Raw genomic sequence first — 24725 nt, 5'->3', positions numbered from 1 at the left:
ACACAGGGTTCAGTCTAAGGGGCTCTTAACGATGTTGGTGATACCACCCGCAGTATGAAGATAGATCTGGGTGGTACGAACATCCTTATGGCCGAGAAGCTTTTGCACCGTAGTAATATCAACGCTTCGTTGGATGAGCCGGGTAGCGAAGCTGTGCCGAAAGGTGTGCGACGATGATCGCTTGCCAATCCGTGCTGAGCGGATAGCCTTGCGCACCGATTTCTGAATACTCGTTTCATGGATGTGGTGGCGAACCCATTCACCACTTATCGGCTCTCTGGCTAGACGACTAGCAGGGAATACGAACTGCCAATGCAATGACTTTTGTTCAGACGGGTATTTTCTAGCCAGCGCATTCGGCATAGACACCTTCCCAAAGCCCTGTGCGATATCGCTATCGTGGAGCGCCTGTATTTTAGTCAAGTGCTCGGTGAGAGCAGGGATGACCGATTGAGGAAGAAGGGTGATTCTATCAACCTCGCCTTTCCCTGCTCGAATCACGATTTGTCCCGCCTGAATATCAACGTCCTTTATTCGTAATCGATAGACTTCGCTGAGGCGTAGCCCTGAGCCATACATCAGTTGCCCCATCACTTGATACGGCCCAACTAAATGACTGATGACCCTTAGCGCTTCTTCGTGGGTGAACACCTCAGGAACGCGGGCCTCGCGTTTCACGCGAATGGCCTGAACGTTATCAAACGGTAGTAGTAATACCTCAAGGTAGAGAAATCGTAGCGCATTAAAGGCGATGTTTTGAGTGGCCTTAGATACCTGCCGATGCTGAGCTAAGTGAGAGAGAAATGCCTCAACGTCACGCTCATTTAACGCCCGCGGGTGCTTGAAGTTAAAGTATTTAAGATATTGGCGAATCCAATGCCAGTAGGTTTTCACCGTCCGATGCGAAAAGCCCCGTTGTCTGCAGCGATTTCGGAAAAGGGTTTGTAGACGAGGCTCACCACCGGAATAGTAAGGCGGTTCATTTTCAACGCGATGGTCATCAATATCACTGAGGTAACTCGCAATAAGCGCTGATTGAAACGCTTTGCGCTTCCCGCCGCCCCCAATAGCACCCCAAACCCCATTACTTTTCGCCATTCCTCATAACCCCCAAACCAAGAATTAGACGTCATTCCGCCTTTTCACCCGACGAGATAGCGAATTTCCCCTCCGCTGAACAGCCAGCAAAGTGAAAATAACGTTTCACGCCTTTGATTTCGTGGGTCACAAGATAGCACTGACCTTCATGATATAAAGCTACCTAAAAGCATAGATTATCGATCTAGTGAGCTATCAGGACAGTGTGGACAAGAGATCTGATAACAAAGAATCAAACTTTAGAATTATCCCTTTGATTAAATTCTCTTTTTTGTGATCTAATGGACTAAACAACAAGCTGGTGGCGTTACTATAAAGACCATTCAGTTATCGAAACGGGATCAGGGATTCCGTAGACTAAATTAGTTATATTCGGCTCATTATCGAGCCGATATCACCGGGTTTGGCAGGTTCGTCGAGCGCTGGTGCATTGAAAGTATAGTTATCGAGTGACGAGAGGGAAACGACAGAATAAGGCTGGTTTCTTGGGTTATTTTTTATGCTACCGTGAAGCGTCTGTTACGCTGCACAAGCCAACAGGGCTTGGAGTCAGACGGAACATCAGCTTCACGGGAAGCTAAACCAAGAAACGTACTTACCTTTTTCTCGTTGCCCTTCGAGTCCTCGTTATTAAATTAGCATTTCAACTCACTAGGCCGTAAGAGAGTCCTTCATAATCTGGGGGATCGTGCTTCTTAGGGAGTTGAATATAACAAACCGCTCTTGCAGTCATCCGCTTCGCGTCTGCTGCAAAGCTTTAGTGTTATAAGGATAAAAAATGCGCTCTCTAATTCTAATCTTAATCATCGCAGTAGTGTCTGGGTGTGCCTCAGTTAGCCACGATGTGTATCGCTACGATATCGTTTTTGATGTTCAACTGGAATCGGATAAAGCTAAGTTCGAGTGCACAATAGATGACGCTGAGCTTTCGAGCGAGCTTGACGCCGCTTTTCTAATGCAGCGTTGTAATGATGCTGCCTCTGGATATGTAGCAGCGAGCGATCTTGATTTTGAACTAGAAAATGCTTCCCGCGTCTTCAATGGGAATGGATCGTTTACGGTGCGCTTTCGTCCCGACAAGGACTACTCCAGCATGGAGTATGACGACATCAAGGTGGAAGATACTTGGGGCTTCACCAAAGAGGTTGCAATCGCCGCTTCTAACTAAGCCGTCTAAATCGACGGCCTTTAAAACAAAGGAAATTCGATGAAATATCTATTAGTTGTATTTATTGCTTTATTTTCCTCTGCAAAATTATTAGCAGAGGAAGAGTATCGTTTAGGCGTTGGCTTAAGTGCCGAGTATAACGGTGCTGGTGTATCGTTATCTAAAGTCAATGAAGATCAGTTGTTCTACGCCAGCTTAGGATACGGCGGATTTACGCACTTTGCTGGTTCTACCGATCACCGTTATGGAGCTGGAGTAGGTTGGTTAACTTCGTCTCCTTTTTCTAATAATCACCATAGTGTTGGAATACATTTGGGTGCGATGTACTATGACGCCGAGATAGGCGATGCAGAAAGTGATATATCGGGCAGGCTACTAGGTTTATATGTTTACAATTTTAACGGTATTGATCAACCTGGATTTCATTTGACTGTATTTGCCGGTACTGGGTCTGCTGATCACGGAGGTAGATTTCAAGGAGGGTTCGGTGGTGGTTACCGATTTTAGTTTATAACAAAGCCGTCTAAATCGACGGCCTTTAAAAGCAAGGCCGCGATTAACGGCGGCGTTAAATGGGGAAGTTTGTATGGATCACATCATTGCAACGCTAGGAGGAGCCGGTCAGTTATTGCAGTTAGTAATGGCATTTTTCTGGTTGGGTGCGCCAATCTTTATTTTTCTCACCTATCGCTGTCTCAAGCAGATTCAAACGATACACGTCGCCACTCAGTCTGAAATAAAGGAACTTAACGCTAGTATTAAGTACCTCAAGCGTCGGTATAACGAATCTGTCGATAAATAGTAGTGCTGTTACGAGCCGAGGCTAAATACCATGCAAAGTAGGGTGGTATAACCCATTTAACAAAGCCGTTTAAATCGACGGCCTTAAAAATCAAGGCCGCGATTAACGGCGGCGTTAGGTTTCTTATGGTTCGACTTCTTATCTTAATATTGGCTGTATTGTCAGCATACGCTTATGCAGACGTAGGAATAACAGGGAAAGCAGCTACATTCAGTTCCAGTGATGGGGCGCTGAGAGTTACGGTGATTAGAAATCATGGCTCTCATCTTGCACTGAAAGGCAAGCTTATGTCACATGAGATCATTTACGAAAAGCTAATAGACGGTAGATACCAAGAACAGTATTCAGGTCCTTTACCATTTCACTACTTCCCTTATCAAGGATATGTAGAGGATTCCGGTAGATTCACCTATATAACTGAGCGTACAGCCCTAGTCGAATCTAGGACTCCACGAAAGATAACCTTCAAGGCGCTTCCCTTAATTGTTTCGATCGAGCATGATCGAACCGTCACTAGTCACTTGACGAATGAGCTAGAGGAGCTAGCTTCTGGTGAGTTTGCACGCACAAGATTCCTACCACTCACTCACTTAGAAATTAGCCTATCTACTCCGCTGGTTGGACCACCTAGCATAAGAGTGTTGTGTGAATCTGGCAGCCATGCACAGATTGAAATCTCTAACCCCATTTCGGTATCTCGCTCGTGTAAAACCTAACAAGTCGCAGCATCGGACAATTTACCTTTGCTTCGTTTTGTGCCTAAATGGCACAAAACAAATCAAAACTAAATTCCCGCTGTGCTAAGCGTTAGGGGGCATCTATGCAGCTAAAGCCATACGAATGTATCGCTCCTCAGACGAACGTAGTTTTTGATGATGCGGCTCGTAGACTTAGCACCTTGCTCCCTTATGCGAGAATTGAGCATATTGGTTCCACAGCCATCCCTGGAAGCATGACTAAAGGTGACGTGGATATTTTCTTAGGTGTTGATCGCGCCCTACATAGCAAAAGTATCGCCACACTCAGTGAGCATGGCTTTCATATCAAGCATGACACACACAGAGATCAAGCGCTGTGCATGATGACTACTGATTTGTACGATATAGACGTTGCGGTGCAAGTAGTAGAGAATGAATCTGTTTACGAATTCTTTATTACCTTTAGAGATCAACTCTTGAGTTCAAGGGAGTTACTCGCGGAATACAATGACATCAAGTGTGCTGCATGCAATATGTCTGAGAACGAATATAGAGAGGCAAAGGCTCAGTTTATTGAGCGTGTCTTAAATTGCCCCTAACAAGTGCGTGCACAAGACTAAGTTTGCGTTGCTCGTTTTGCGCCGGGCTTCGCCATCGTCGCGCAAAACTTTACAACTACAACTAAGCCTGTGACGCAGGCGTTAAACGTCTTCGACGTTAGCAACAACGCAACCAAAGGAATGGTTACCCGCACTTCATACCCCTGGTTCCCAATTCCTCTCATTTTGGATTGTCCGTCGCTGATGTTGATGATATCGTTGAGTAGACAACGTTTTGTTACTTGATATACCTTGCGTCAGCTAGCGTACACAACGTTTTGTGAAGTGATAGACCTTGCGTCAACTGACGTACACGCCGGTTGGGCGTACTAAGTTGGATGTTATCCAGCATGGATTAGGGCGTTAGGATCAGAGCGTCAAATACGTATTTGTGTGGCTTAGCCTGACGTTTAACAAAGCCGTCTAAATCGACGGCCTTTAAAAACAAGGCCGCGATTAACGGCGGCGTTAAACGTCTTCGACGTTAGCAACAACGCAACCAAAGGAATGGTTACCCGCACTTCATACTCCAGGTTCCCAATTCCCCTCATTTTGGATTGTCCGTCGATGATATCGTTGAGTAGACAACGTTTTGTTGCGTGATATACCTTGCGTCAGCTAGCGTAAACAACGTTTTGTTACGTGATAGACCTTGCGTCAACTGACGTACACGCCGGTTGGGCGTACTAGGTTGGACGTTATCAAGCATGGAGCAGGGCGTTAGGATCAGCGCATCAAATAAGTGTTGGTGTGGCTTAGCCTGACGTTTAACAAAGCCGTCTAAATCGACGGCCTTTAAAATCAAGGCCGCGATTAACGGCGGCGTTAAGTGTCTGAGGAATGTATGCGAGGAATTCTAGTATCAGATATTTTCGGACTCACAGATGAGTTAATCGAACTTAGAAATTTGATTGCTGAAGATGTTGTGATTTTAGATCCTTATCAAGGTAAGAAAAATCTATTCACTGATGAAAATGATGCTTACATCTATTTTACTGAGCATTGTGATCTTGGTGAGTACGCTAAGCTAGTTCATCACGAAATAACAAAAAATGATGAGTCTGTATATCTTATAGGCTTTAGCATGGGAGCTTCAGCCATATGGTGTTGCTCTGATAAGTTAAACCAAATGAATGTGAGTTCAGCATACTTATTTTATGGCTCTCAAATTCGCAACCATTTAGAAATAATTCCAGAGATAGCATTAAACATAGTTATGCCAAGATATGAAGAGCATTTTTCTATTTCAGAGTTAAAGGAAAGTTTGGCCAGATTTGGTAGCATAGAGCTTCAAAGTAGTAATGGATTACATGGTTTCATGAATAAACGCTCCGAAAATTACAGCCAAACAGAATATGACAAATACGTGTGCAAGTTACGTCAGCACGCCACTTAACAGGTGCGGCAACCGACTGCAAAAACTGTCACTTTTTTTGCCAAAAAAACGTCAAAATACCCGCCAGTTTTTGCAGTCGGCTGCGGCAGGTGTTATGCGCCATACCAACCACAAGGAATGTACTATGAATTTTAAGAACGCTGCTGTCTCACTGATTCTAGGGTTAGCTTTGTCGTATTCATTTATTTGGATTGTAGGAATAGGGGCTGGAGCTGTTACTCCTGACGCTTTGGCAGGCTATACGTATTTTGCATTGAATGTATATCCGAACATACTAATTATTATTCTATCCTCTGTTTTTTCAGTGGGTATCGTGGCTGCGTTACATAAAGCTGCCGCATTAAAGGCAGTTCGTAGCACTTCACTAGCATTAGCCCCGATCTTTGCTTACTTGGTGTATCTGCTCTTTACGGTTCCTGCAGCGATTCCATCAATTGGAGTTGCCGCAGTTCCTGCAATCGCAGCGGTCATCTATATCTCGTTCCTTAAAGAGCGCGTATAACAAGCTTGAGCAATACACTGGCTATGGCTCGTCGGACTCGTAGACGTTCGCTTATGGTGCATTTGCGCTTCGCGCTGGGTTTTTGCACAATGAATCAAAATCCACTCGACCCTGCGCTCAGGGTCATGCACCTATAATGAATAAGATTACTAAATGGCTAAAAAAGAACATTACACAAACCTTGAAAGTATGTATGCCGCAGCGCCAGTCAATAGTATCTATGAGCCCGTAATGGAAGTGTCAGAAGGTCAGGCCACTATCGAAATTGAGTTGTCTGAAAAATATCATCACTCGGCTGGAGGTGTACATGGTAGTGTATATTTTAAAATGCTTGATGACGCTGCATTTTTTGCAGCTAACTCGCTTGAAGAACAATTCTTCGTGTTAACAACTTCGTTTACTACTTATATTACGCGACCTGTTTCATCTGGAAAGATGAAAGCTATTGGTAAGGTAGTAAATAGAAATAAATCCCAATTTATCGCAGAGTCAGTCGTTTACGATTCAGAAGGTAGAGAAATTGGTCGTGGTAATGGTGTATTTGTCAGAGGGAAATTCCTGCTAGCTGACTCAGCGGGTTATGCATAACAAGCGCATGTTGTCGGACTGGTTTCCGGAGCGCTCCAAACCAGCGACAAATGCGGGCGTTAGCTGTATTAGGTAAATTCGCACATATATGGAGAGTAATATGTGGCTAAAAGACGTTGACCTTGAGTCTCAATCAGTCAAGTTGATTCCCTTATCAGTGACTCATTCAGCTGCTTTAGTTGAGGCAGCAACGGACGGCGAGTTATGGAAACTTTGGTTTACCCCTGTACCAAGTGCCAAGAATATCGAAAAGTACGTCTCAGAGGCGCTAGAACAAAAGTCTAAGGGCTTAGCTTTACCATTTGTAGTTGTTGATAAATCGACAGGAAAAATCATCGGTTCAACTCGCTTTTGTAATGCAGACTCAACTAACCAACGTGTTGAAATTGGTTATACGTGGTATAGCAAAAGCTATCAACGAAGTTCATGTAATACCGAATGTAAGTTGCTGCTTTTAACTCATGCGTTTGAAAGTCTCGAAGCGATAGCAGTAGAGTTTAGGACTAGCTGGCACAATCAAGCCTCTAAAGCTGCAATTGCACGGCTAGGTGCAAAACAGGATGGTATTCTTCGTAATCATCAAAAGCTACAGAACGGTGGGTATAGAGATACGGTTGTATTTTCGATCATCAATTTTGAGTGGCTTCCAGTAAAAGAGAACTTAGAGTTCAAGCTCACCACATACAGTTAACAAACGCTTAACGGGATGTTAGCTGTTTCAATTAAACTTGTACATCATATTGCACAACTAACTCTTTTTAGTTAGACTTGTCTGATTAAGCGTACAACTAAGAATGAGAGTATTATGAGAATTGTATCTTTTACTGAAGCAAGAAATGGGCTTAAATCTGTACTTGACCGCGTGGTAAACGACGCTGATTACACTGTAATTACACGTAGAGATTCTGAGGATGCTGTTGTTATGTCTATGGATCATTACAATAGCCTGATGGAAACTGTTCATTTATTAAAATCACCTGCTAACGCAGCGCATTTAACTCGATCTATTGAACAATTTAAATCGTCTCAAGTGATTGAGCGAGAAATATCAAATGACTAGGTTGTTAGCCTGGACTGATGATGCTTGGGCTGATTATGTCTATTGGCAAGGACAAGATAAAAAAACGCTTAAAAGAATTAATCAATTAATTACCGACACTCAGCGCTCTTCATTTGAGGGAATCGGAAAACCTGAACCTTTAAAAGAGAATTTATCAGGTTTTTGGTCAAGACGTGTAGATGAGTCCAATCGTCTTGTATATGCCGTTAATGATAGTCATATTACAATTATATCTTGTCGTTATCACTATTAATTATAACCAGCAGCTAACAAGTTGCTCAAATGGAAAAATTACAGTTGGCTATCGCTTCGCGATTATAGCCAACCATTATTTTCCGCGTAGCAAAGCGTTAGCACTCAAAACTCACGTATTGACGAACTATAATCCAATGGATTATAGTCGTACCTATGCAGACAATTGTTGAACTCCCAGAATTCCAGAAACGAGCCGATGGCTTACTCAAGCATGATGAAAAGACAAGTATTATCAACTACTTAGCCTCTCATCCTCAATCTGGTGATCTTATACAGGGCACTGGGGGTATCAGGAAACTTCGGTGGTCTGCTCAAGGAAGGGGCAAGAGTGGTGGAGTCAGGGTGGTTTACTATTATCACAATGGCGCTGTACCGCTCTTTCTCTTAACGGTTTTTGGTAAGGGCGAAAAGGCTAATATCAACAAAGCCGAACGCAATGATCTTGCTAAATTAACTCAACTTTTACTCAAGTATTATGGTGGTTCAAATGGCTAGCGCGTTCTCAAGTATCAAACAGGGCCTATCCGAAGCAATTGAGTTTTCTGAGGGTAAAGTTAAAAATGCGGTCGTCCACAAGTTCGGCCCAGTGGATGTAAAGAATATCAGGGCAAAGGTAGGCATGTCTCAAAATGAATTTGCGTCTGCTTTTGGTATTAGCGTGAGTACACTCCGTCACTGGGAGCGTGGTGACCGGACCCCACAAGGACCAGCATTGGTCTTACTAAATGTTGTTGCCAAAGAACCTGGCATTGTTCTTAGAGCTTTGGCATCGTAGAAAGTGCTAACAAGGCGCTCAAATGTGACCGCATACTGAGGCGCTTTAGCTTGGCGTTATATGTAATCACAGTTTGACACCTGAGTGGTATCAGGTTACAGCCTGTAAATGATTCTTTCATTCACACATAAAGGGCTGGAGAGATTCTTCAAAACTGGGAAATCCTTAGGCATACAGTCTAAGCACAGTAAGCGACTTAAGTTAATTCTTGGTCGCTTGAATGCTTCAACTAGCCCTCAAGATATGAATCTACCGGGACTATATCTGAACCAGTTAACCGGAGATCGCTCTGATATTTGGTCTGTTAGAGTTAGTGGTAACTGGCGTGTAACATTCCGTTTCAACGGTTAGCATGCAGAAATCGTCAATTATGAAGATTATCATTGAGGTGACATTATGCTAATGCACAATCCGCCGCATCCAGGCGAAATAATCAAAGAGCTTTGCCTTGAGCCAATAGGTGTAAGCGTTACTGCTGCCGCTAAGGCTCTGGGGGTCAGCAGAAAAACACTATCTAGTATTATTAATGGCAAAGCTGGAATAAGCCCTGAAATGGCTGTTCGCTTATCTATTGCTTTTGACACGTCTTCCGAGAGCTGGCTTAACCAGCAAACTCAGTATGACCTTTGGCAAGCAGAGTCTCACCGCTCTGAATTGCGCGTAGATCCTCTCTTTGCGGCATAAGCATATAACAGGTCACACCAGCCTATCACCTTAAGCGGCGGCTGATTGAAGCGTCAGTTGCTATAAGGATATTTCATGTCTGAATCTACTTTTTTTATTTTCTTCATATTTTTATTTGCGGTCCTACCCTGTGCAGTCGCAGGGTATTACATATCTGTAAAACAGCACCGTTATTTAATCTCGGGCTGGGACGATGCAAAATATACAGATCCTCAACAAGCAGCTGCATTAATTGGTAATACTCTTATGCTGCTTTCAATTATAATTATTGTATTTTTACTGTTGTTTGGTTTTGAGCTGCTTTCTACGTTCTTTATAATATATTTTGCTATGGGGTTAATGGCTTTCCTAGTTGTATCCATAGTCTATGTTCATAAAAAATATAGAGCAAAGTAGCAACTAACAAGTCGTTAAAGTAGGACAGATAACAGTTGGCTTTTGCTCCTACGTCGAAAATTTTAGCCAACAATTTCTTTTGAGCGCTTAGAAAGGCGTTATCTAAACTTAGAGGAAATATGAACGCAATGAAATTTCCAAGCGCCGTGGCGCCGTGGTTCTACTTGTTGGCAATTGTGCTTCCTATTGCAGTGATAGTTTATGTGGTGGTGAAAACGGAGAGCACAGACGCAGTTACAATAGGTATTGTTGCCATTGTGACGGTATCAGCAGTGGGTCTACCAATTTGGCTTATTCTATCCACTTATTATTTGGTTGAAGGCGAAACACTCAACATTCGCTCAGGACCAATGAAAGTGTCTATCCCGCTGGGTGATATCCATTCTGTAACGCCAAGCCGTTCAATGTTGTCAGCTCCGGCACTATCTCTAAAAAGACTTAAGATTGGTTATGGCAAAGGTAAAACGATTCTCGTTTCACCGAAAGACGTAGAGGGGTTCAAAAGTGCAATCGGTCAGCAAGGTTCATAACGAACCGTTCAATTTCGTTCTGGGCCATAGACCCTCAAACGGAGCCTAAAAGGCTGCGCCTTTCTGGGCCGTTTATCAACGCGTTATGTTTTAGGGGGTAGTATTGAAGTGTCCAACTGATGGGAATGTTTTGATTGCTGATAATGCCGAAGATCATACGGGATATGGTTGTTCTGCATGCAAAGGTTCTTGGTTACCTCAAAGGTATATTGATTCAATTAAATACTCAAAGGATTTTGATGCTGATAAATTTTTTCTCGATTTATCAGCTGATAACTCTGAAAGTACAAATTCTCTATGCCCATCAGATTGTGGTTCTTTAAATACCATTGCAAACATAGATGGCGCGAATTATTGTCCGGTCTGTAAAGGTATATGGTTTAAAAAAGACGCATTGAAAAGTATGCTTAAACGGTATCCAGATAAAGAAAGCTCTTTGGCGGATGTTGATTCGCCTATTCTCGCTATAGATATTGTTAATTTCTTAGGTTCGTTGTTCAAATGAAGTATGGTAAATCTAGGGTGTCTTTAGTTACGAAACCTAACCTCAGCATGACGCATGCGAAAAACACTTAACAAAGCTGCCGTTAATCAACGGCCGAAAAAGACACGAACGCGATTAACAGCGGCGTCATGCGAACATGGAATATAAATGAGATTGATACCTAGGCGACGGATGGATCCAGTGAGGCTTTGTTCTCGTTGCAATCTACAGACTCCTGAAAAACATACCGAATGTGTCCACTGCTCAGATTTGTCAGAAGTTGAATTGCAGTCATTGTTAGCACAGCATCAAGCTAACCTCGAGGCTAACGCCCATTTGGGTAAATATTTTGTCTTAGCAGCCGTAATCATTCTGTTGCTGATGATTCTCAGCAGTTTCAATGTTTAGTCGTTAATCAAGTCCTTCCTCAGCTCCATTTTGGCGGTTGGGAAGCGATTATTTACGGTTCAACTTATCAATCTGCTGCTAAGGGTTTGCCAACGACAAAGCATTTTGTATCAGCGGCAGCGTAGGGTGATACACTTAATGGCAGTGCGAATAGTCGCTTTCAGCAGATCACGCCGTTTCGTCAACCTATCCGTCACGCCTGGTCCACCGAATTGGTAGGTAGGGAGCAACGGTTGTTATTGACTCGTGGCTGCAGCACGGCGATGACCATACTGAATTCGACAATTACTTGAAAGAGGGTGATACACGATGCGTAACGTTAAGATTCTAATTATCTTTCTTATGGTGTTCTCAATAATCAACGTTGACAACGCAACCAGTAAGCCTATCAATGAAGGCTCGACTTATAAGCTGTATTTTCTTGGCGGCCAGTCGAATATGGAGGGCTTTGGGTTTGCCGAGGAATTACCAGCGAATACTTCTAATCCACCCCAGAATACGATGATATTTGTGGGGCAGATGGCGTTCGACAATGAAACGCACGGCGGCGTGGGAGTATGGCAGCCATTAACTCCCGGACTTGGTACCGGCTTCAAAACGGATGGTACCACCAATGAGTTGTCCAATCGATTCGGGCCCGAGTTGTTTTTCGGTCTGACCATGGCTGAACAATCGAATGATGAGAATGTTGCGATCATCAAGTATGCATTGGGCGGATCGGGCTTGGCCGAGGGCGTTGGTTATAGCAACTGGCATCCCGACTTTTCTGACGGAGCAGGCATCAACCAATATGATAATGCGCTCAAGACTCTGCGTAATGCACTGGTACCAAGCGATCTTGACGGCGACGGAATCGCAGATCGTCTCGTTCCCTCTGGTATTGTCTGGATGCAAGGTGAGGCCGACGCAGAGAGCAGTCAGGCTGCCGCAGATGATTACCGCGCAAACCTAGCAAGATTGATGGGTCTTTTACGTGCAGCATTACGCGTTGACGATTTACCCGTGGTCATTGGGAGAATAACGGATTCGGGAATGTCGGACGATGGTTCGGTAATGGACTACATCGAAACCGTCCAGCATGCGCAGCAGGATTTTGTGAAAAACGATAGCTGTGCAGATTACGTTACCGCTACCAATGATCTTCCCTACCTGGACGATGGTTGGCACTACAACACGGAGGGGTTCATCCGTCTTGGCAGGGCGTTCGCTGAGTCTATGATAAATCTGGAGCAGCGATGCGGGCATACCGAATAGCAGCGGCCGAGAACTTTCTGGATAGCTCTGTATTTTTCTAGCAGCCACTTAGTTATCTAGAAAGTGACTATAATTACGGCAATTCGTAAAAAGTTGGTGAATTAAAACGCCAGCGAAAAACACTGACTTGGACTCACACGTTCTGTACTTTGATGAACATGCCGCTTAACGTTTGCTGATTAACACGTGGATACAACATGATTGATATTCTAGCTGTATTTATAACATTTTTTGCTGTGATTGATCCTATTGGTACCGTACCGGTATTTATAGCCGTAACCGCTAAATATGACGAAAAAACAAAACGTCGAGTTGCGCTGCTCGCAACCTTTGTATCGGCCTGTGTGTTGTTGTTCTTTTTAGTTGTGGGTGAAATTGTATTAACGGCGCTCTCTATTCCTCTTCCCGCCTTCCAAATATCAGGTGGGATCGTTCTGTTCTTATTCGCTCTCAATATGATCTTTGGCGATAGCAAGCCAGATGAAGAGATAAAATCAATTCAAGATTCTCACAAAGAAACGGCGATCTTTCCCCTTGCAGTGCCCTCCATAGCCAGTCCTGGAGCGATGTTAGCGGCGGTACTCTTAACTAAAAACTCTGTCTATACGCTTTGGGAGCAAACGCAAACTGCGTTGGTAATGTTAGCTGTCCTGGTTTTAGCTTATATATTAATGCTACTGGCTGGTTTTATTATTCGTCTTATCGGTACAAGCGGTGCAAGTGTAATCAGCCGAGTAATGGGCCTAATTCTTTCATCGATTGCCATCACTAATATCTTAACGGGCTTCCATGATTATTATAAAGCTCTCTAGGTCATAGTGATCATAACGCGTCTTTAACGCGAGGTGACTCATTGCTAATTTTGCTCTGGTGTTGTTGATCTTGGTTTACTTAATATTTGTGTCTAACGAGCTATTCTCTCGTTGATAGCGCCTTGCTAATACCAAGATCAGCTGCAGACTACACGCCATTGACTATGCTTGGTTTACAAATTGAAAATGGATGCGAAGCTCAGTGCGTAGCAAGCTCTACGAAGCTTGCGTTTGCCTGCAACGACCTATATTTCAATTGCTAATTGAACAAGTTGAAGGAATAGAGCTATGGATAACCGCTTAAAAACAATTCTCATTGCTACTGGTCTGTTATTTTCTGCGACGTCATTCGCTAACGACATCGAAGGCGCTATCGAAAGCATTGATCAGGAATCCCAGTCTCTCGTTGTTCAAGGCATCACCTTTCATGCAACGGACTCGACCGATTACGATGATGGTCTAAATCAATTCTCTGACCTGCAATTAGGGCAAGTCGTTGAGATAGATTTTGAGTACAAGGATGGTCAGCACTATGCCACTGAAATTGAGCTTGAAAGAGACTAAAACGAAGCCACTTATCAGCACATATTGTAAGGAAGTAGGGCGCTCAGCTCGATCACAGCCATTCGTGTCACGCTCCGTCGCTACTTTAAGTATACTAGCGCGCGGTTCACTGCCAACTAAGATCCACGAAGCATTCCGGCGGGGGCATTTAACCGCATAGGCTAAGGAGGTCATATGCTCAAATCCATTCATCATGCAGCGATAATTTGCTCAGATTACGAACGTTCTAAGCGCTTTTACGTCTCGCTTCTGGGTCTGGAGGTGATCGCTGAAAATTATCGAGCAGATAGAGACTCATTTAAACTTGATCTTAGGTTGCCCGATTCTGGGCAGATCGAGTTGTTTTCATTTCCTAACCCCCCAGATAGACCCAGCTTTCCTGAAGCTGTAGGTCTCAGACATCTGGCCTTTAACGTTGAGTCTGTAGAGTTAGTTCGAGATTATCTAATGTCCGAGGGTTTGGCCGTTGAACCAATTAGGATAGATGAATATACCCAAAGAAAGTTTGCCTTCTTTAGCGATCCGGATGGGCTTCCTCTAGAATTATATGAGCAGGTTGTCAGCGAGTAAGCCACGCGAGTAATAAGCGCGAACCTACTCGCGGTCGTTTTCAGTTGGAAGGAACGGCGATTTTTTGATGGCGCTTTTGCATCGGTGCCAGGTTTTTGGGATAAACTCCTCAGATTAAAATTCACTCTTCGCGCGTAAATTCTCTTGCTCGTACCAAATTTGATGTGCTCAAAGTTTCTTCTCTCGGTGTTGCTACGTGGCAAATCACTGTAAGTATTCATTGAACGTCAATCGTTATTACTTTTCGAACTCGGTAACGCTGAGATATTTTGTTGAAGGCGATGTTGCGCTAATATTCGTTTCCTTAGTGATAAAGCGAGTTAATTTGTAGCTTTGTCGGTGGGTAGTCGGGTACTTGTCACTGCCGACACGCTATTAGTGCTATAAAATGGCTCAGTATTTAACAGCAATAGGATAGAGCTTTGTGAAAGCATTGAGATTGGAACGACATTGGTCGCAAGAGCAACTAGCGCACTTAAGTGGTTTAAATGTGCGAACAATACAGCGAGTGGAAAAGGGGCAAAAAGCAGGAAGCGAAACCTTGAAGTCTCTGGCTGCCGTCTTTGAAATTTCAATCGAAGAGCTTAACGCTGTGATTGGCCATGAATCCCAGGTAGGGGACGATGAATTAGTTGTCGAAGATAAAGATAATTCCCGTTATAAGCAGGCTCAAGAGAAGATAAAATCAAAAAAGTATTTTTACGGGCTAAGCGGGTTACTCACGCTTATTTTTCTTCTTTTAATGCTACCTAACTACAATGGCGGAGAGAATTTGGCTCCGCTAATTGTCGTGTTCTTATCGTTTGCAACAATTATTATTGGGCTGGCCATTCACGTATTTCAACCTTTTGGCGAAGAGTGGGAAGAGGATCAAATAACGCAGTTATTAGCTCGAAAAAACCGTAAAGAACACTCGGACCTAGACACCTAATGAACCAACTATCGCCACTCAACCGTGAGCTGATCACACGTTTTTTGTTTACGCCGGGGGGCTAAAGCCTCATTCGTCATGTTAGTCCGTACAGCATTCATCCTGTAAAAACGTAATGACTAAATCTAGCTGCTCAAACTGCGCCACACAAAATAGTGTTCTCCCCTCGCGTCTTTGATGAATCAAACCGGCTGAGGTTAAACTCGATAAGTGATGGGAAAGTGTTGACCCGGGAATGTCGAGTTCATCTTGAATTGTGCCAACAGCAACGCCCTTGCTACCGCCCCTAACGAGTCGTTTGTAGATTGCTAATCTAGATGGATGACCTAGTTCTTTGAGTGCCTTTGCCGCTTCTTCAATATTCATTGATGTGTCCTCGTTAAATATATTTCTATATTACTAGAAATAACTTGACAAGGGAATGTCTGCGTCTATAATTCGATTATTCTAGAAATATAGGTATGGTGTTAATATGAAATTTACAATGGAAATGTTACAAGATAGTTTAGCAATGTTTGCTTTTCTGGCCGTTGAGTTGACTCTGCTGTTTCTACTCATCAGTTACTTGGTTGGAGTGCTGCAGGAATACATTCCACCTAGCAAGATACAAACCATTTTGAGTAGCAAAAATGGCAAGGGCTATGTTGTGGCAAGTCTCCTAGGTGCGATTACGCCTTTTTGTTCTTGTTCAACGATACCCTTTTTGAAAGGGTTGCTTCGCGCTAAAGCCGGTTTTGGTACGATGATGGTATTCCTGTTTGCAAGCCCTTTGCTGAACCCAATAATTATCGGCTTATTCGCAGTGACTTTTGGTATCGGCGTTACTATCTTCTATTTCACGGTAGCTATGAGTGTCTCGATTATCTCTGGCTATACCTTGGAAAAACTCGGGTTCGAAAAATATATCAAGGCAGAAGCCTATATAGATCCAGTGAAAAAAGGCTGTCAGGGGAATTCTGAGTCATCAGTGAAAGATAGCAAATGGAAGCTAATTTGGTTGTCAACTTGGAACGATTTTAAGAAAGTACTTCCTTACTTAATGGGTGGTATTGCGCTTGGCTCGGTCATCTATGGCTTTATGCCAACTGAATTTGTCTCGGCAGTGGCTAGCGAGGATAACCCGTTTGCTGTACCGATAGCGGCGATCATTGGTATTCCTCTCTACATTCGTGCAGAAGCGGTGATTCCATTAAGTGCTGCGCTCGCTGCGAAGGGAATGAGTTTGGGCGCGGTGATGGCACTCATTATCGGCAGTGCAGGGGCGAGCCTAACCGAAGTTATATTGCTTAAATCGATCTTCAAAAATCCAATGATCTTGGCGTTTTTGACAGTGATCATTGGTATGGCAATCACAGCTGGGTATTTATATACGTTCATCTTCTAACGCATCAAACGTTCGCTGTAAGTCATTCTCGACAGTGAACACTCAGGTGAGACGCGATCTTTCACACGCGTTAGATCACTTAAATTGCCCCCCTACCTTTTCATGGTAGCGGGGGCAATCACATCTAAGCTTAATGAAAAATTGCCCAGCCCAGCCCAGCCCAGCCCAGCCCAGCCCAGCCCAGTCGAACCGATTATGTCAAAATATACTGCTATCATTGGAAGAGGGTGGAGCATTTCGCTCTCCTCGTGTCAGTAGATGCGTGACAGTAAGAAAGGAAATACTATGTCAACTTATCCAAGAACTTTTTCTCATATTGGAATCTCCGTACCTGATGTAGAAAAGGCCGCCAAATTTTATAGTGAAGTGATGGGCTGGTACCATATTATGGAGCCAACCGTTATTTATGAAGAAGCCGACACGCCGATTGGGCAAATGTGTATTGATGTTTTTGGTACCGGCTGGGGCTCTTTTAAAATTGCGCATATGTCTACTGGCGATAAAATTGGTGTAGAGATGTTTGAATTCAAGAACAATGAGACGCCAACCGAGTTTGAGTACTGGAAGACAAGTACTTTCCACTTCTGCGTTCAGGATCCAGATATTGAGGGCTTAGTGAAGAAGATTGTTGATCATGGTGGTAAGCAGCGAATGCCAATTCGCGAATACTATCCCGGTGAAAAGCCCTATAGAATGTGCTATGTACAAGATCCCTTTGGCTTAATTTTCGAAGTTTATTCACACAGCTACGAGCTCACCTATTCTCAAGGGGCTTATTAGTTTAATTCGTGGGAGTACGTGAACAATTAAAGAAGGCCATTAAGGTATAATTTAATGGTGCCGGGAATAGTAAGAATAATTACAATGCTAAGAACCTATAACGTCATTCTGCAATGGGTGGATTTCGTTTAGATAGCTCTTTGAGCCACAACTAAATGACAATTCGCCCTTTTTCAGAAGTGGCTAGCGTTCTAGTACGACCGATAGAAACTTTCGATAATTTCCGTTAGGGGCTGAACTTTGAATAAATTATTTTTAGGTATAAAGAGTCACGTAGTGTGTATTGATAAGCGCGACGGCAAGGAGCTTTGGCGAACCAAGTTGAAAAGCTCGACCATCACGAATGTCTATTACGAAGATGATCAAGTTTTTGCCTATTCAGGCGGTCATCTCGTTTGTCTTAACATCCGTGATGGGAGCGTTGTTTGGACGAACCCGCTCAAGGGATTAGGTTATAGCACGTGTATTATGGCTAGTGAGCAACAGAGCGCTTCGGTGATTGCTAATCAGATTGCCAGCCAACAAGCTGCCGCTGCAGCGAGTGCCAGCTCAGTCGGTGTTACAGCAGCCAGTAATTAGCGATGGGTGAATTATTTCACTTAGGGAGGGTTTGATATGAAATTAGGTTGTTTTTCGGTCAGCCTAGCGGTGACGAATTTACAGGAATCGAAGAAATTCTACGAGCAACTCGGCTTTCACACTTTTGCCGGCGATGAAGCGCATAATTTTTTAATAATGAAAAATGGCGATACGAATATTGGGCTTTTCCAAGGTATGTTTCAGAGTAACATCCTTACTTTTAATCCGGGTTGGGATCAAAATGCAGAACCGATTGGCGATTTTACTGACGCTCGAGAATTGATTGAGCATTGTCAGGCTAATGGCGTAGAAGTGACCCAATCCTCCATTGAATCGGATCAGGGGCCGGCAAGCTTCTCGATACAAGACCCAGATGGCAACGTTATCCTAATTGACCAGCACATCTAAACTGAGCAAAGCCGTATAGTAACGTCTATATGGTTTTTGAACTCACTACATTGAATTGTGGTGTTAGCGCCTAACAAACCTTAGTGCGGATACTAAGCGTAGAGACTTCCAATAAAGTTTAACGCCTCTAGCGGCCGAATGACGCACGTTGCAACCCCTTCGTTTCTTCAAACCTAGCTCAATCTGAGTACTACCTCGGATTTAGTTGCTTAGTTGGCAAATTTATCGCCTGCGACTATATTTATCTATTAATTGCTCATTACCTAACAAGTAAGGTCTTTTTAGTGGCCTTTTGCTGCAAATTTTGACTCTACACCCATTTATAAACTGAAAAAGCTATTGAGGAAATGATGATGAATGAAGCTACTACTAAAGAGGCTATTGAGGCTCTGAATACCATTATGGAGTACGAACTAGCGGGCGTAGTCAAATACACCCATTACTCACTAATGATTTTCGGCTATAACCGCATTCCCATTGTCTCGTGGCTTAAGGGAAACGCCACCGAAAGCTTGGATCATGCACACAAAGCGGGAGAGCTTGTTACGTTACTTGGCGGGCATCCCTCACTTAAGATTGGGCCACTTCTTGAGACTGAGAAGCATGATGTGGGAGATATCATGCGTGAAAGCTTGGAACATGAAGGTGCTGCGCTAGCCGCGTATTATGACTTGCTGAAAATTGTAGAGGGTAAGTCAGTACTGCTAGAAGAGTATGCACGAGAGATGATTATGCTTGAAGAAATGCACCGAGATGAAGTGAATAAGATGCTTCGAAAGCCCGGCGAAATTGCACAATTTGAGGAGTAGATTCTAAGTTCGGGGTAACGGGAGTATCGGTTACCCCTCTGCCGCACTTGATTGAACCAATCTGCTTCCAGTGGCGTACTCTTCGTAGGAAGGAGTGCTTATGAAAACTGGATTATTTTGGTTCAACGCAGATCTTCGTTTAGATGACAACAACTCACTACGCGAGCTGTTAAATCGAAGTGAGTGCGTGGGCTTCGTTTACGTTATCGACCCCAGATGGTTTCATCCACTTCGTTTTCACCAGCCGAGAATGGCCGCACCTCGCTGGCAGTTCTTGAAGCAAAGCTTATCCGACTTACATCGACAACTTAAGGACAAAGGGCACGCACTGACACTCTTAGTCGGCGACCCAATCACCGAGCTATCGCTTCAATTACGTAGTTGGAACGCCGATTTATTGGGTTGCTCAACACCGACTGGTTACTTTGAGGCTCAACAACTTAGCGCTGTTGCTGCCAACGTTTCACGAGTTATTACCAACACGGACCTTACGCTATTCAATTCGGTCCAGCTCGCGCAAGATCACCCCACGATGACTAGCTTTAGTCAATTTAGAAAGTATGTTGAAAGCAGTGATTTACCGCTAAGTTCGCCATCCCCGTCACATAGCTTCGAGCTTGCTTCCGTAGCCAGTACTGAGTCACTAGAGACGATATTTTCGCGCATTGAAGAGCGGTGGCCTCAGCTTGCAACGCCTTCTCAGTCCAGGTTTCAAGGCGGAAGTGTTGCCGCTCAAAAGCATTTGATAGATTATTTTAGCAGTGCGAACGCAGCCTGCTACAAAGACACGAGAAATGCGCTTGATGACTGGGATTCATCCACCAAATTTAGCCCTTATCTAGCCATCGGAAATCTGTCGGCTAGGCAGGTATGGTCTGCCGTTAGTGACTATGAACGGAAGCATATCGCTAATACCTCTACCTACTGGATTCGTTTTGAATTACTTTGGCGAGAATATTTCCATCACTTGGCTATTCGTCAAGGACCCAAATCATTTCGGTTTCAGGGCAGTGCCTCTCGACGGCCATTAACCTTTTTTAATGCGACACGGTTCGCCCAATGGTGCGCCGGTTCCACTGAGTTTCCACTCGTTAATGCCTGCATGAACCAACTTCGAGCAACTGGCTATATCTCGAATCGCGCAAGACAGATTGTTGCCAGTTGCCTGGTGAACGAATTGAACTGCGATTGGCGGTTTGGTGCTGCCTATTTCGAGCAGTATCTCGTTGATTACGATGTTGCAGCGAACTGGGGTAATTGGCAGTACATTGCCGGTGTAGGAGCCGATACCCGAGGTGGCCGACACTTTAATCTCGAAAAGCAGTCCGCTGTTTACGATGCAGACGGTCGTTATACACGAAAATGGCTAGATAATTCCAATGAGTATGTCGCACCATGGGTGGACGCAGTAGATTGGCCAATTGCTCTCTCTGATTAACGCTGGCACAAGCTAGACCGTTTGCTAACGGTGAATATGCAATTAAATTTGCTAAAAACCCACTAACAGCGTCGCTGCAGGCTATTATTACTCAGGTATCGAACTTGTTAAAAAGAGGTGGATCATGATTCGAGTAATTACGCTGCTGGTAACGGTCATGCTGGCAACAAGTACCAACGCGCAATGGACCTCAGCAATTGGAAAGCGAGGCGGCCATTGGGAGGCAACGTTTGGGCTCAAGTACCAGGATAGTGAGTTTCTGGGGAGCGAAGAGGGGGCATCGCTTGAGTTCGAATCAGATTATGGTTTCATGTTCGGTCTCGCTTACAACTTCACCGATCATCTTAGCGTTGGCTTTGATGTGGATTACCTAAGATCCAATTACCAAGCGAATGTAATTTCGGCGACGCCCGGCGAGCCAGACATTCAGTTTGGTCACAAGGGCGACTTTACCTCATTTATGTTTAATGGCACGTACAACTTTTTTTCGGGCGCTTTCACTCCGTATGTTGCAGCCTCGGCCGGCTGGCAGTACTTTGATTCCAATATCATTGATGGCGATCCGGTGATAGGCTGCTATTGGCATCCCTATTGGGGCTACATTTGTAATGACTACTATCAAACCTACACGGAAACGAATTTGGGCTATGGTGCGACCGTTGGTCTTCGTTGGGAGATTGATTCCAGTATGTTCATCAAAGCAAGTGTTTCGCAGGATTGGTTTGATACGAGTGGCACCCATTCGGATCCAAGTTTCATGAGTGGAGCGATTGAATTCGGAACTCGCTTTTGAATTCCGGTCAAAAGAAGATTAACTATAGCGGCTGATGTAGCCGCTTTTTATTGCCTTAGAGGAATTAGTACTCATGAAGTGGCTGTACAAGCGGTTCGAACGTTGGACGAAGCCTTATCCGGACATAGATCATAGTCCGATACCGTCAGGTCTTTTGGGGTTTTGTCGTCACTTTACGAAGGGTTTTGAAAAACCATTATTGTTAATGGCGGTGCTAAGCGCCATTGTCGCCGGCTTTGAAGTTGCCCTGTTCAACTTTGTTGGAACGCTGATTGATTGGTTGAGTGTCTACTCCAAAGAAGAGTTATTAGCCGAAAAGGGTGAGCTACTTGCTTGGATTGGTGCATTTATTCTGATTGGTGCGCCGCTCCTTGTCGGGCTGCATTCACTATTATCTCACCAGAGTTTATTGGGGAATTTCCCCATGGCAATTCGCTGGCAGTCTCACCAGCACTTGCTTCGTCACGGAATTAGTTTCTATCAGAAAGACTTTGCTGGACGAATTGCTACGAAGGTTATGCAGACCTCTTTGGCGGTACGAGAAGCGGTCATGAAGCTACTTGATGTAGCGGTTTACGCGCTGGTATATATGTCCGCTATTATCGTTGTCATGGGGTATGCAGATTGGCGGTTGATGTTGCCGATGTTAGCTTGGGTGCTTGCCTATGCTGCAATTCTGCGCTGGTACATACCTAAGCTGAAGAAGGTTTCGATGGAGCAGGCCGATGCCCGTTCGCAAATGACTGGACGAATCGTAGATACCTATTCCAACATTACCACCGTAAAACTTTTCTCGCATACCGCTAGAGAGACTGCCTATGCCAAAGAATCAATGGACGGATTTTTAGTGACGGTGCATAAACAGATGCGTTTGGTTACGGGGCTTAATTTCTGGGTGGAAGCCTCAAATTATATTCTCCTTTTTGCGGTCGCTTCGCTATCAATCCATCTCTGGTTGAGTGATCTACTCGGCGCTGGTGCAATTGCTGTCTCACTCGCCTTAGTATTGCGTTTAAATGGCATGGCACATTGGATTATGTGGGAAGTTTCTAGCCTCTTTGAGAATATCGGTACCGTCGCCGATGGCATGACGACGCTCTGTGAACCGCTTCCCGATGAACCACTGCAACCGCAACCCTTAGCCATCCATCATGGGGAAATTGTCTTTGACGGCGTAGGTTTTTCCTATGATGAGCAAGCCGCGGTCATCGAAGAAATTTCGTTGCGAATAAAGGGCGGTGAAAAAATTGGTTTAGTGGGGCGTTCGGGTGCTGGGAAGTCCACTTTGGTTAACCTGTTACTGGGTTTCTTCAATTTGAAGCGGGGGGCGATACGAATAGATGATCAGGATATTGCTAATATTGTTAAGGATGACTTGCGCCAATATATTGGCATGATCACTCAGGATACCTCGCTGCTCCATAGAACGATTCGCGAAAACATTCTTTACGGCAGACCCGATGCGACCGAAGCTCAACTGATAGCCGCTGCGAAACAGGCCCATGCCTATGATTTTATTATTGGCTTAGTCGATGATCAAGGTAATACAGGCTTTGATGCCCAGGTTGGTGAGCGCGGCGTTAAGTTATCGGGCGGCCAGCGTCAGCGGATTGCTATCGCCAGAGTATTGCTTAAAGACGCGCCAATCCTAGTGATGGATGAAGCGACGTCGGCCTTAGACTCAGAGATTGAGCAAGCGATCACAGAAAGTCTCAGCGAGTTGATGAGTGATAAGACCGTGATTGCCATTGCTCATCGACTCTCAACGATCGCCGCGATGGATAGACTCGTGGTGATGGATCAAGGGCACATTGTTGAAGTAGGTAGTCATCATGAACTACTCGCCAAGGAAGGACTCTATTACTCCCTTTGGCAGCGTCAGAGCGGGGGATTCCTGACGGATTAATGGTCGGCGAGATTGCGATCTAAGCGGAGTCAGTCGTGTTAGTGTGAGCGTCAACTGAGGTGGTAGCTTTGCCTCGGCAGAGCATTTACTCTAAGGTGATAAATAACGCTGCGCTGGTGGTTCTGAAACTTTTTGAACCGTTAGCTTGAATGTTCAACAGATTGGAGTCTATTAGATGGCAATTGTTAACGAACCCACAATGACGGCAAGTTTTGAACTGTCGGTGGAAATTTCTGCGCCCCTCGCGGAGGTCTGGAGATCTTTGGTTGATGATATTGCACTGTGGTGGCCGCCCGAGTTTTTCACTTCAGATAAGTCCAAAGGTATCCTCTTAGAAGCTTTTCCGGGGGGGAGACTATTTGAGGATTATGGCGAGCACGGAGGGCTGCTCTGGTACCATGTGGTCGCCATCGAGAAAGAGTCATCGTTGCTACTTTCTGGGCATCTTCTTCCGCCTTTCGGAGGTCCCGCAGTCACCTCATTACGATTGGTATTAAGTAAGTCTTCATCGGGTGTTATTCTCACCATTCATGATGCAATATTCGGTGCTGTCAGTGGTTATGATCCCGTAGACGATTGGCGGCTCTTGTTTGAAGGAGGCTTAAAGGCTTTCGTAGAACGATTAAAGCAGTGAGCGCCTTTTATTTGCTTAAACCAACGCGTTGAATGTTCAAATTTTTTATCACGCTGGATCCACAGTAATTAGATTGAGAAAGTCTTTAGAGGAATCAAACATGGGGTATTCTGAGATCACCACAGTGTTAGGCTGGATGTCGATCATTCATATTGTTGTACTGAGTATCTCAAGCCTGGTACTCATTGTTGCTAGGCCCTTAATAACTAGGCTGCATTCGAATTTGACGGGCGTCGCTGAGGCAGAACTTCCCAAGCTCTATTTTAACTACCTAGCGAACTACAAAATATTCCTAGTTTGTACCTCGCTGGTTCCTTATATCGCGCTCAAATTAATGTAGTGGTTTAACTTACAGTTCAAGCCTTTGCTAATATCGTTGATGAGGTGGATCGTTCCTTTAATTATTGGATCTTTTGATTA

34 protein-coding genes are annotated in these 24725 nt (G+C 44.4%); 32 read left to right on the top strand and 2 right to left on the bottom strand.

Features of this window, described 5'->3' with window-relative positions:
• Positions 1 to 9 precede the first annotated feature (9 nt).
• Entirely contained in the window at positions 10 to 1098 is a 1089-nt protein-coding gene (locus Q0698_RS03225) for an integron integrase (RefSeq protein WP_298633684.1), read from the bottom strand.
• A 778-nt stretch (positions 1099 to 1876) separates the two neighbouring features.
• Here Q0698_RS03225 and Q0698_RS03220 point away from each other — a divergent pair.
• From Q0698_RS03220 to Q0698_RS03115, 22 genes are all read left to right on the top strand, one after another.
• Positions 1877 to 2266, top strand: coding sequence for a hypothetical protein (locus tag Q0698_RS03220; RefSeq protein ID WP_298633682.1), 390 nt, complete (start codon positions 1877 to 1879; stop codon positions 2264 to 2266).
• A 39-nt stretch (positions 2267 to 2305) separates the two neighbouring features.
• Positions 2306 to 2773: a hypothetical protein gene (locus Q0698_RS03215; RefSeq protein ID WP_298633680.1), complete on the top strand. Its 468-nt coding sequence runs from the start codon at positions 2306 to 2308 to the stop codon at positions 2771 to 2773.
• Between the two features lie 79 nt (positions 2774 to 2852).
• Complete coding sequence (locus Q0698_RS03210; protein ID WP_298633678.1) at positions 2853 to 3068, top strand: hypothetical protein; 216 nt, start codon at positions 2853 to 2855, stop codon at positions 3066 to 3068.
• Positions 3069 to 3888: 820 nt separating this feature from the next.
• A complete protein-coding gene (locus Q0698_RS03205) occupies positions 3889 to 4365 on the top strand; it encodes a GrpB family protein (protein ID WP_298633676.1) in 477 nt (158 codons plus the stop codon).
• Between the two features lie 844 nt (positions 4366 to 5209).
• Positions 5210 to 5761, top strand: a complete 552-nt coding sequence (locus Q0698_RS03200) for a dienelactone hydrolase family protein (RefSeq protein ID WP_298633673.1) — start codon at positions 5210 to 5212, stop codon at positions 5759 to 5761.
• Between the two features lie 124 nt (positions 5762 to 5885).
• Positions 5886 to 6263: a hypothetical protein gene (locus Q0698_RS03195; protein ID WP_298633671.1), complete on the top strand. Its 378-nt coding sequence runs from the start codon at positions 5886 to 5888 to the stop codon at positions 6261 to 6263.
• Positions 6264 to 6416: 153 nt separating this feature from the next.
• Positions 6417 to 6851: a PaaI family thioesterase gene (locus Q0698_RS03190; RefSeq protein ID WP_298633669.1), complete on the top strand. Its 435-nt coding sequence runs from the start codon at positions 6417 to 6419 to the stop codon at positions 6849 to 6851.
• A 100-nt stretch (positions 6852 to 6951) separates the two neighbouring features.
• Complete coding sequence (locus tag Q0698_RS03185) at positions 6952 to 7542, top strand: GNAT family protein (protein ID WP_298633667.1); 591 nt, start codon at positions 6952 to 6954, stop codon at positions 7540 to 7542.
• Positions 7543 to 7656: 114 nt separating this feature from the next.
• The gene (locus Q0698_RS03180; RefSeq protein ID WP_298633665.1) at positions 7657 to 7911 is read left to right on the top strand and encodes a type II toxin-antitoxin system prevent-host-death family antitoxin; all 255 of its coding nucleotides are present in this window, start codon (positions 7657 to 7659) and stop codon (positions 7909 to 7911) included.
• A complete protein-coding gene (locus Q0698_RS03175) occupies positions 7904 to 8164 on the top strand; it encodes a Txe/YoeB family addiction module toxin (protein WP_298633663.1) in 261 nt (86 codons plus the stop codon). Before Q0698_RS03180 ends, Q0698_RS03175 begins: the two co-directional genes overlap by 8 nt.
• A gap of 155 nt (positions 8165 to 8319) precedes the next feature.
• Positions 8320 to 8661, top strand: a complete 342-nt coding sequence (locus tag Q0698_RS03170) for a type II toxin-antitoxin system RelE/ParE family toxin (RefSeq protein ID WP_298633661.1) — start codon at positions 8320 to 8322, stop codon at positions 8659 to 8661.
• Positions 8654 to 8941, top strand: a complete 288-nt coding sequence (gene nadS / locus Q0698_RS03165; protein ID WP_298633659.1) for a NadS family protein — start codon at positions 8654 to 8656, stop codon at positions 8939 to 8941. The genes Q0698_RS03170 and nadS overlap by 8 nt, the downstream gene beginning before the upstream one ends.
• Before the next feature lie 108 nt (positions 8942 to 9049).
• Positions 9050 to 9292, top strand: a complete 243-nt coding sequence (locus Q0698_RS03160; RefSeq protein WP_298633657.1) for a type II toxin-antitoxin system RelE/ParE family toxin — start codon at positions 9050 to 9052, stop codon at positions 9290 to 9292.
• A gap of 45 nt (positions 9293 to 9337) precedes the next feature.
• A complete protein-coding gene (locus Q0698_RS03155; RefSeq protein ID WP_298633655.1) occupies positions 9338 to 9625 on the top strand; it encodes a HigA family addiction module antitoxin in 288 nt (95 codons plus the stop codon).
• 75 nt (positions 9626 to 9700) lie between these two features.
• A complete protein-coding gene (locus Q0698_RS03150) occupies positions 9701 to 10021 on the top strand; it encodes a DUF3784 domain-containing protein (RefSeq protein ID WP_298633653.1) in 321 nt (106 codons plus the stop codon).
• Positions 10022 to 10149: 128 nt separating this feature from the next.
• Entirely contained in the window at positions 10150 to 10551 is a 402-nt protein-coding gene (locus Q0698_RS03145; RefSeq protein WP_298633651.1) for a PH domain-containing protein, read from the top strand.
• A gap of 103 nt (positions 10552 to 10654) precedes the next feature.
• A complete protein-coding gene (locus Q0698_RS03140) occupies positions 10655 to 11056 on the top strand; it encodes a hypothetical protein (protein WP_298633649.1) in 402 nt (133 codons plus the stop codon).
• Between the two features lie 696 nt (positions 11057 to 11752).
• Positions 11753 to 12697, top strand: coding sequence for a sialate O-acetylesterase (locus Q0698_RS03135; RefSeq protein WP_298633647.1), 945 nt, complete (start codon positions 11753 to 11755; stop codon positions 12695 to 12697).
• 197 nt (positions 12698 to 12894) lie between these two features.
• On the top strand, positions 12895 to 13509 hold the full coding sequence (locus Q0698_RS03130; protein WP_298633645.1) for a MarC family protein: 615 nt from the start codon (positions 12895 to 12897) through the stop codon (positions 13507 to 13509).
• Between the two features lie 288 nt (positions 13510 to 13797).
• Positions 13798 to 14073 (top strand): DUF5666 domain-containing protein, encoded by a 276-nt coding sequence (locus Q0698_RS03125; RefSeq protein ID WP_298633643.1) that lies wholly within the window; start codon positions 13798 to 13800, stop codon positions 14071 to 14073.
• Between the two features lie 174 nt (positions 14074 to 14247).
• Positions 14248 to 14643, top strand: a complete 396-nt coding sequence (locus tag Q0698_RS03120; protein ID WP_298633641.1) for a VOC family protein — start codon at positions 14248 to 14250, stop codon at positions 14641 to 14643.
• A 424-nt stretch (positions 14644 to 15067) separates the two neighbouring features.
• Positions 15068 to 15574 carry a helix-turn-helix transcriptional regulator gene (locus Q0698_RS03115; RefSeq protein WP_298633639.1) on the top strand — a complete coding sequence of 169 codons (507 nt, stop codon included), beginning with the start codon at positions 15068 to 15070 and terminating at the stop codon, positions 15572 to 15574.
• Positions 15575 to 15655: 81 nt separating this feature from the next.
• Here the strand turns inward: Q0698_RS03115 and Q0698_RS03110 are convergent, their stop codons facing one another.
• Complete coding sequence (locus Q0698_RS03110; RefSeq protein ID WP_298633637.1) at positions 15656 to 15940, bottom strand: metalloregulator ArsR/SmtB family transcription factor; 285 nt, start codon at positions 15938 to 15940, stop codon at positions 15656 to 15658.
• A 106-nt stretch (positions 15941 to 16046) separates the two neighbouring features.
• Here Q0698_RS03110 and Q0698_RS03105 point away from each other — a divergent pair, with 106 nt between their 5' ends.
• From Q0698_RS03105 to Q0698_RS13330, 10 genes are all read left to right on the top strand, one after another.
• Positions 16047 to 16958 carry a permease gene (locus Q0698_RS03105; RefSeq protein WP_298633635.1) on the top strand — a complete coding sequence of 304 codons (912 nt, stop codon included), beginning with the start codon at positions 16047 to 16049 and terminating at the stop codon, positions 16956 to 16958.
• Between the two features lie 285 nt (positions 16959 to 17243).
• The gene (locus Q0698_RS03100) at positions 17244 to 17738 is read left to right on the top strand and encodes a lactoylglutathione lyase family protein (RefSeq protein WP_298633633.1); all 495 of its coding nucleotides are present in this window, start codon (positions 17244 to 17246) and stop codon (positions 17736 to 17738) included.
• Between the two features lie 240 nt (positions 17739 to 17978).
• Positions 17979 to 18317, top strand: coding sequence for a PQQ-binding-like beta-propeller repeat protein (locus tag Q0698_RS03095; protein WP_298633631.1), 339 nt, complete (start codon positions 17979 to 17981; stop codon positions 18315 to 18317).
• 36 nt (positions 18318 to 18353) lie between these two features.
• Positions 18354 to 18725, top strand: coding sequence for a VOC family protein (locus Q0698_RS03090; RefSeq protein WP_298633630.1), 372 nt, complete (start codon positions 18354 to 18356; stop codon positions 18723 to 18725).
• A gap of 353 nt (positions 18726 to 19078) precedes the next feature.
• Complete coding sequence (locus Q0698_RS03085; RefSeq protein WP_298633628.1) at positions 19079 to 19534, top strand: ferritin-like domain-containing protein; 456 nt, start codon at positions 19079 to 19081, stop codon at positions 19532 to 19534.
• Between the two features lie 100 nt (positions 19535 to 19634).
• Positions 19635 to 20972 (top strand): DASH family cryptochrome, encoded by a 1338-nt coding sequence (locus Q0698_RS03080; RefSeq protein WP_298633626.1) that lies wholly within the window; start codon positions 19635 to 19637, stop codon positions 20970 to 20972.
• Positions 20973 to 21096: 124 nt separating this feature from the next.
• Positions 21097 to 21765 carry an outer membrane beta-barrel protein gene (locus Q0698_RS03075; RefSeq protein ID WP_298633624.1) on the top strand — a complete coding sequence of 223 codons (669 nt, stop codon included), beginning with the start codon at positions 21097 to 21099 and terminating at the stop codon, positions 21763 to 21765.
• A gap of 73 nt (positions 21766 to 21838) precedes the next feature.
• Positions 21839 to 23671, top strand: coding sequence for an ABC transporter ATP-binding protein (locus tag Q0698_RS03070; RefSeq protein ID WP_298633623.1), 1833 nt, complete (start codon positions 21839 to 21841; stop codon positions 23669 to 23671).
• Between the two features lie 175 nt (positions 23672 to 23846).
• On the top strand, positions 23847 to 24305 hold the full coding sequence (locus Q0698_RS03065) for a hypothetical protein (protein WP_298633621.1): 459 nt from the start codon (positions 23847 to 23849) through the stop codon (positions 24303 to 24305).
• A gap of 100 nt (positions 24306 to 24405) precedes the next feature.
• Positions 24406 to 24645, top strand: coding sequence for a DUF6868 family protein (locus Q0698_RS13330; protein WP_366140260.1), 240 nt, complete (start codon positions 24406 to 24408; stop codon positions 24643 to 24645).
• The last annotated feature ends 80 nt before the right edge of the window (positions 24646 to 24725 follow it).

Source organism: uncultured Umboniibacter sp., from assembly GCF_947497555.1.
GTDB lineage: Bacteria > Pseudomonadota > Gammaproteobacteria > Pseudomonadales > DSM-25080 > Umboniibacter.
The sequence above is the reverse complement of the archived record's forward strand: the minus strand, read 5'-3'. Positions and strand labels throughout refer to the sequence as shown.

Bases quoted from the DNA above. Each gene is read 5' to 3' on its own strand.
- Q0698_RS03225 (WP_298633684.1), bottom strand. From the start codon at position 1,098: ATGGCGAAAAGTAATGGGGTTTGGGGTGCTATTGGGGGCGGCGGGAAG.
- Q0698_RS03220 (WP_298633682.1), top strand. From the start codon at position 1,877: ATGCGCTCTCTAATTCTAATCTTAATCATCGCAGTAGTGTCTGGGTGT.
- Q0698_RS03215 (WP_298633680.1), top strand. From the start codon at position 2,306: ATGAAATATCTATTAGTTGTATTTATTGCTTTATTTTCCTCTGCAAAA.
- Q0698_RS03210 (WP_298633678.1), top strand. From the start codon at position 2,853: ATGGATCACATCATTGCAACGCTAGGAGGAGCCGGTCAGTTATTGCAG.
- Q0698_RS03205 (WP_298633676.1), top strand. From the start codon at position 3,889: ATGCAGCTAAAGCCATACGAATGTATCGCTCCTCAGACGAACGTAGTT.
- Q0698_RS03200 (WP_298633673.1), top strand. From the start codon at position 5,210: ATGCGAGGAATTCTAGTATCAGATATTTTCGGACTCACAGATGAGTTA.
- Q0698_RS03195 (WP_298633671.1), top strand. From the start codon at position 5,886: ATGAATTTTAAGAACGCTGCTGTCTCACTGATTCTAGGGTTAGCTTTG.
- Q0698_RS03190 (WP_298633669.1), top strand. From the start codon at position 6,417: ATGGCTAAAAAAGAACATTACACAAACCTTGAAAGTATGTATGCCGCA.
- Q0698_RS03185 (WP_298633667.1), top strand. From the start codon at position 6,952: ATGTGGCTAAAAGACGTTGACCTTGAGTCTCAATCAGTCAAGTTGATT.
- Q0698_RS03180 (WP_298633665.1), top strand. From the start codon at position 7,657: ATGAGAATTGTATCTTTTACTGAAGCAAGAAATGGGCTTAAATCTGTA.
- Q0698_RS03175 (WP_298633663.1), top strand. From the start codon at position 7,904: ATGACTAGGTTGTTAGCCTGGACTGATGATGCTTGGGCTGATTATGTC.
- Q0698_RS03170 (WP_298633661.1), top strand. From the start codon at position 8,320: ATGCAGACAATTGTTGAACTCCCAGAATTCCAGAAACGAGCCGATGGC.
- nadS (WP_298633659.1), top strand. From the start codon at position 8,654: ATGGCTAGCGCGTTCTCAAGTATCAAACAGGGCCTATCCGAAGCAATT.
- Q0698_RS03160 (WP_298633657.1), top strand. From the start codon at position 9,050: ATGATTCTTTCATTCACACATAAAGGGCTGGAGAGATTCTTCAAAACT.
- Q0698_RS03155 (WP_298633655.1), top strand. From the start codon at position 9,338: ATGCTAATGCACAATCCGCCGCATCCAGGCGAAATAATCAAAGAGCTT.
- Q0698_RS03150 (WP_298633653.1), top strand. From the start codon at position 9,701: ATGTCTGAATCTACTTTTTTTATTTTCTTCATATTTTTATTTGCGGTC.
- Q0698_RS03145 (WP_298633651.1), top strand. From the start codon at position 10,150: ATGAAATTTCCAAGCGCCGTGGCGCCGTGGTTCTACTTGTTGGCAATT.
- Q0698_RS03135 (WP_298633647.1), top strand. From the start codon at position 11,753: ATGCGTAACGTTAAGATTCTAATTATCTTTCTTATGGTGTTCTCAATA.
- Q0698_RS03130 (WP_298633645.1), top strand. From the start codon at position 12,895: ATGATTGATATTCTAGCTGTATTTATAACATTTTTTGCTGTGATTGAT.
- Q0698_RS03125 (WP_298633643.1), top strand. From the start codon at position 13,798: ATGGATAACCGCTTAAAAACAATTCTCATTGCTACTGGTCTGTTATTT.
- Q0698_RS03120 (WP_298633641.1), top strand. From the start codon at position 14,248: ATGCTCAAATCCATTCATCATGCAGCGATAATTTGCTCAGATTACGAA.
- Q0698_RS03110 (WP_298633637.1), bottom strand. From the start codon at position 15,940: ATGAATATTGAAGAAGCGGCAAAGGCACTCAAAGAACTAGGTCATCCA.
- Q0698_RS03105 (WP_298633635.1), top strand. From the start codon at position 16,047: ATGAAATTTACAATGGAAATGTTACAAGATAGTTTAGCAATGTTTGCT.
- Q0698_RS03100 (WP_298633633.1), top strand. From the start codon at position 17,244: ATGTCAACTTATCCAAGAACTTTTTCTCATATTGGAATCTCCGTACCT.
- Q0698_RS03090 (WP_298633630.1), top strand. From the start codon at position 18,354: ATGAAATTAGGTTGTTTTTCGGTCAGCCTAGCGGTGACGAATTTACAG.
- Q0698_RS03085 (WP_298633628.1), top strand. From the start codon at position 19,079: ATGAATGAAGCTACTACTAAAGAGGCTATTGAGGCTCTGAATACCATT.
- Q0698_RS03080 (WP_298633626.1), top strand. From the start codon at position 19,635: ATGAAAACTGGATTATTTTGGTTCAACGCAGATCTTCGTTTAGATGAC.
- Q0698_RS03075 (WP_298633624.1), top strand. From the start codon at position 21,097: ATGATTCGAGTAATTACGCTGCTGGTAACGGTCATGCTGGCAACAAGT.
- Q0698_RS03070 (WP_298633623.1), top strand. From the start codon at position 21,839: ATGAAGTGGCTGTACAAGCGGTTCGAACGTTGGACGAAGCCTTATCCG.
- Q0698_RS03065 (WP_298633621.1), top strand. From the start codon at position 23,847: ATGGCAATTGTTAACGAACCCACAATGACGGCAAGTTTTGAACTGTCG.
- Q0698_RS13330 (WP_366140260.1), top strand. From the start codon at position 24,406: ATGGGGTATTCTGAGATCACCACAGTGTTAGGCTGGATGTCGATCATT.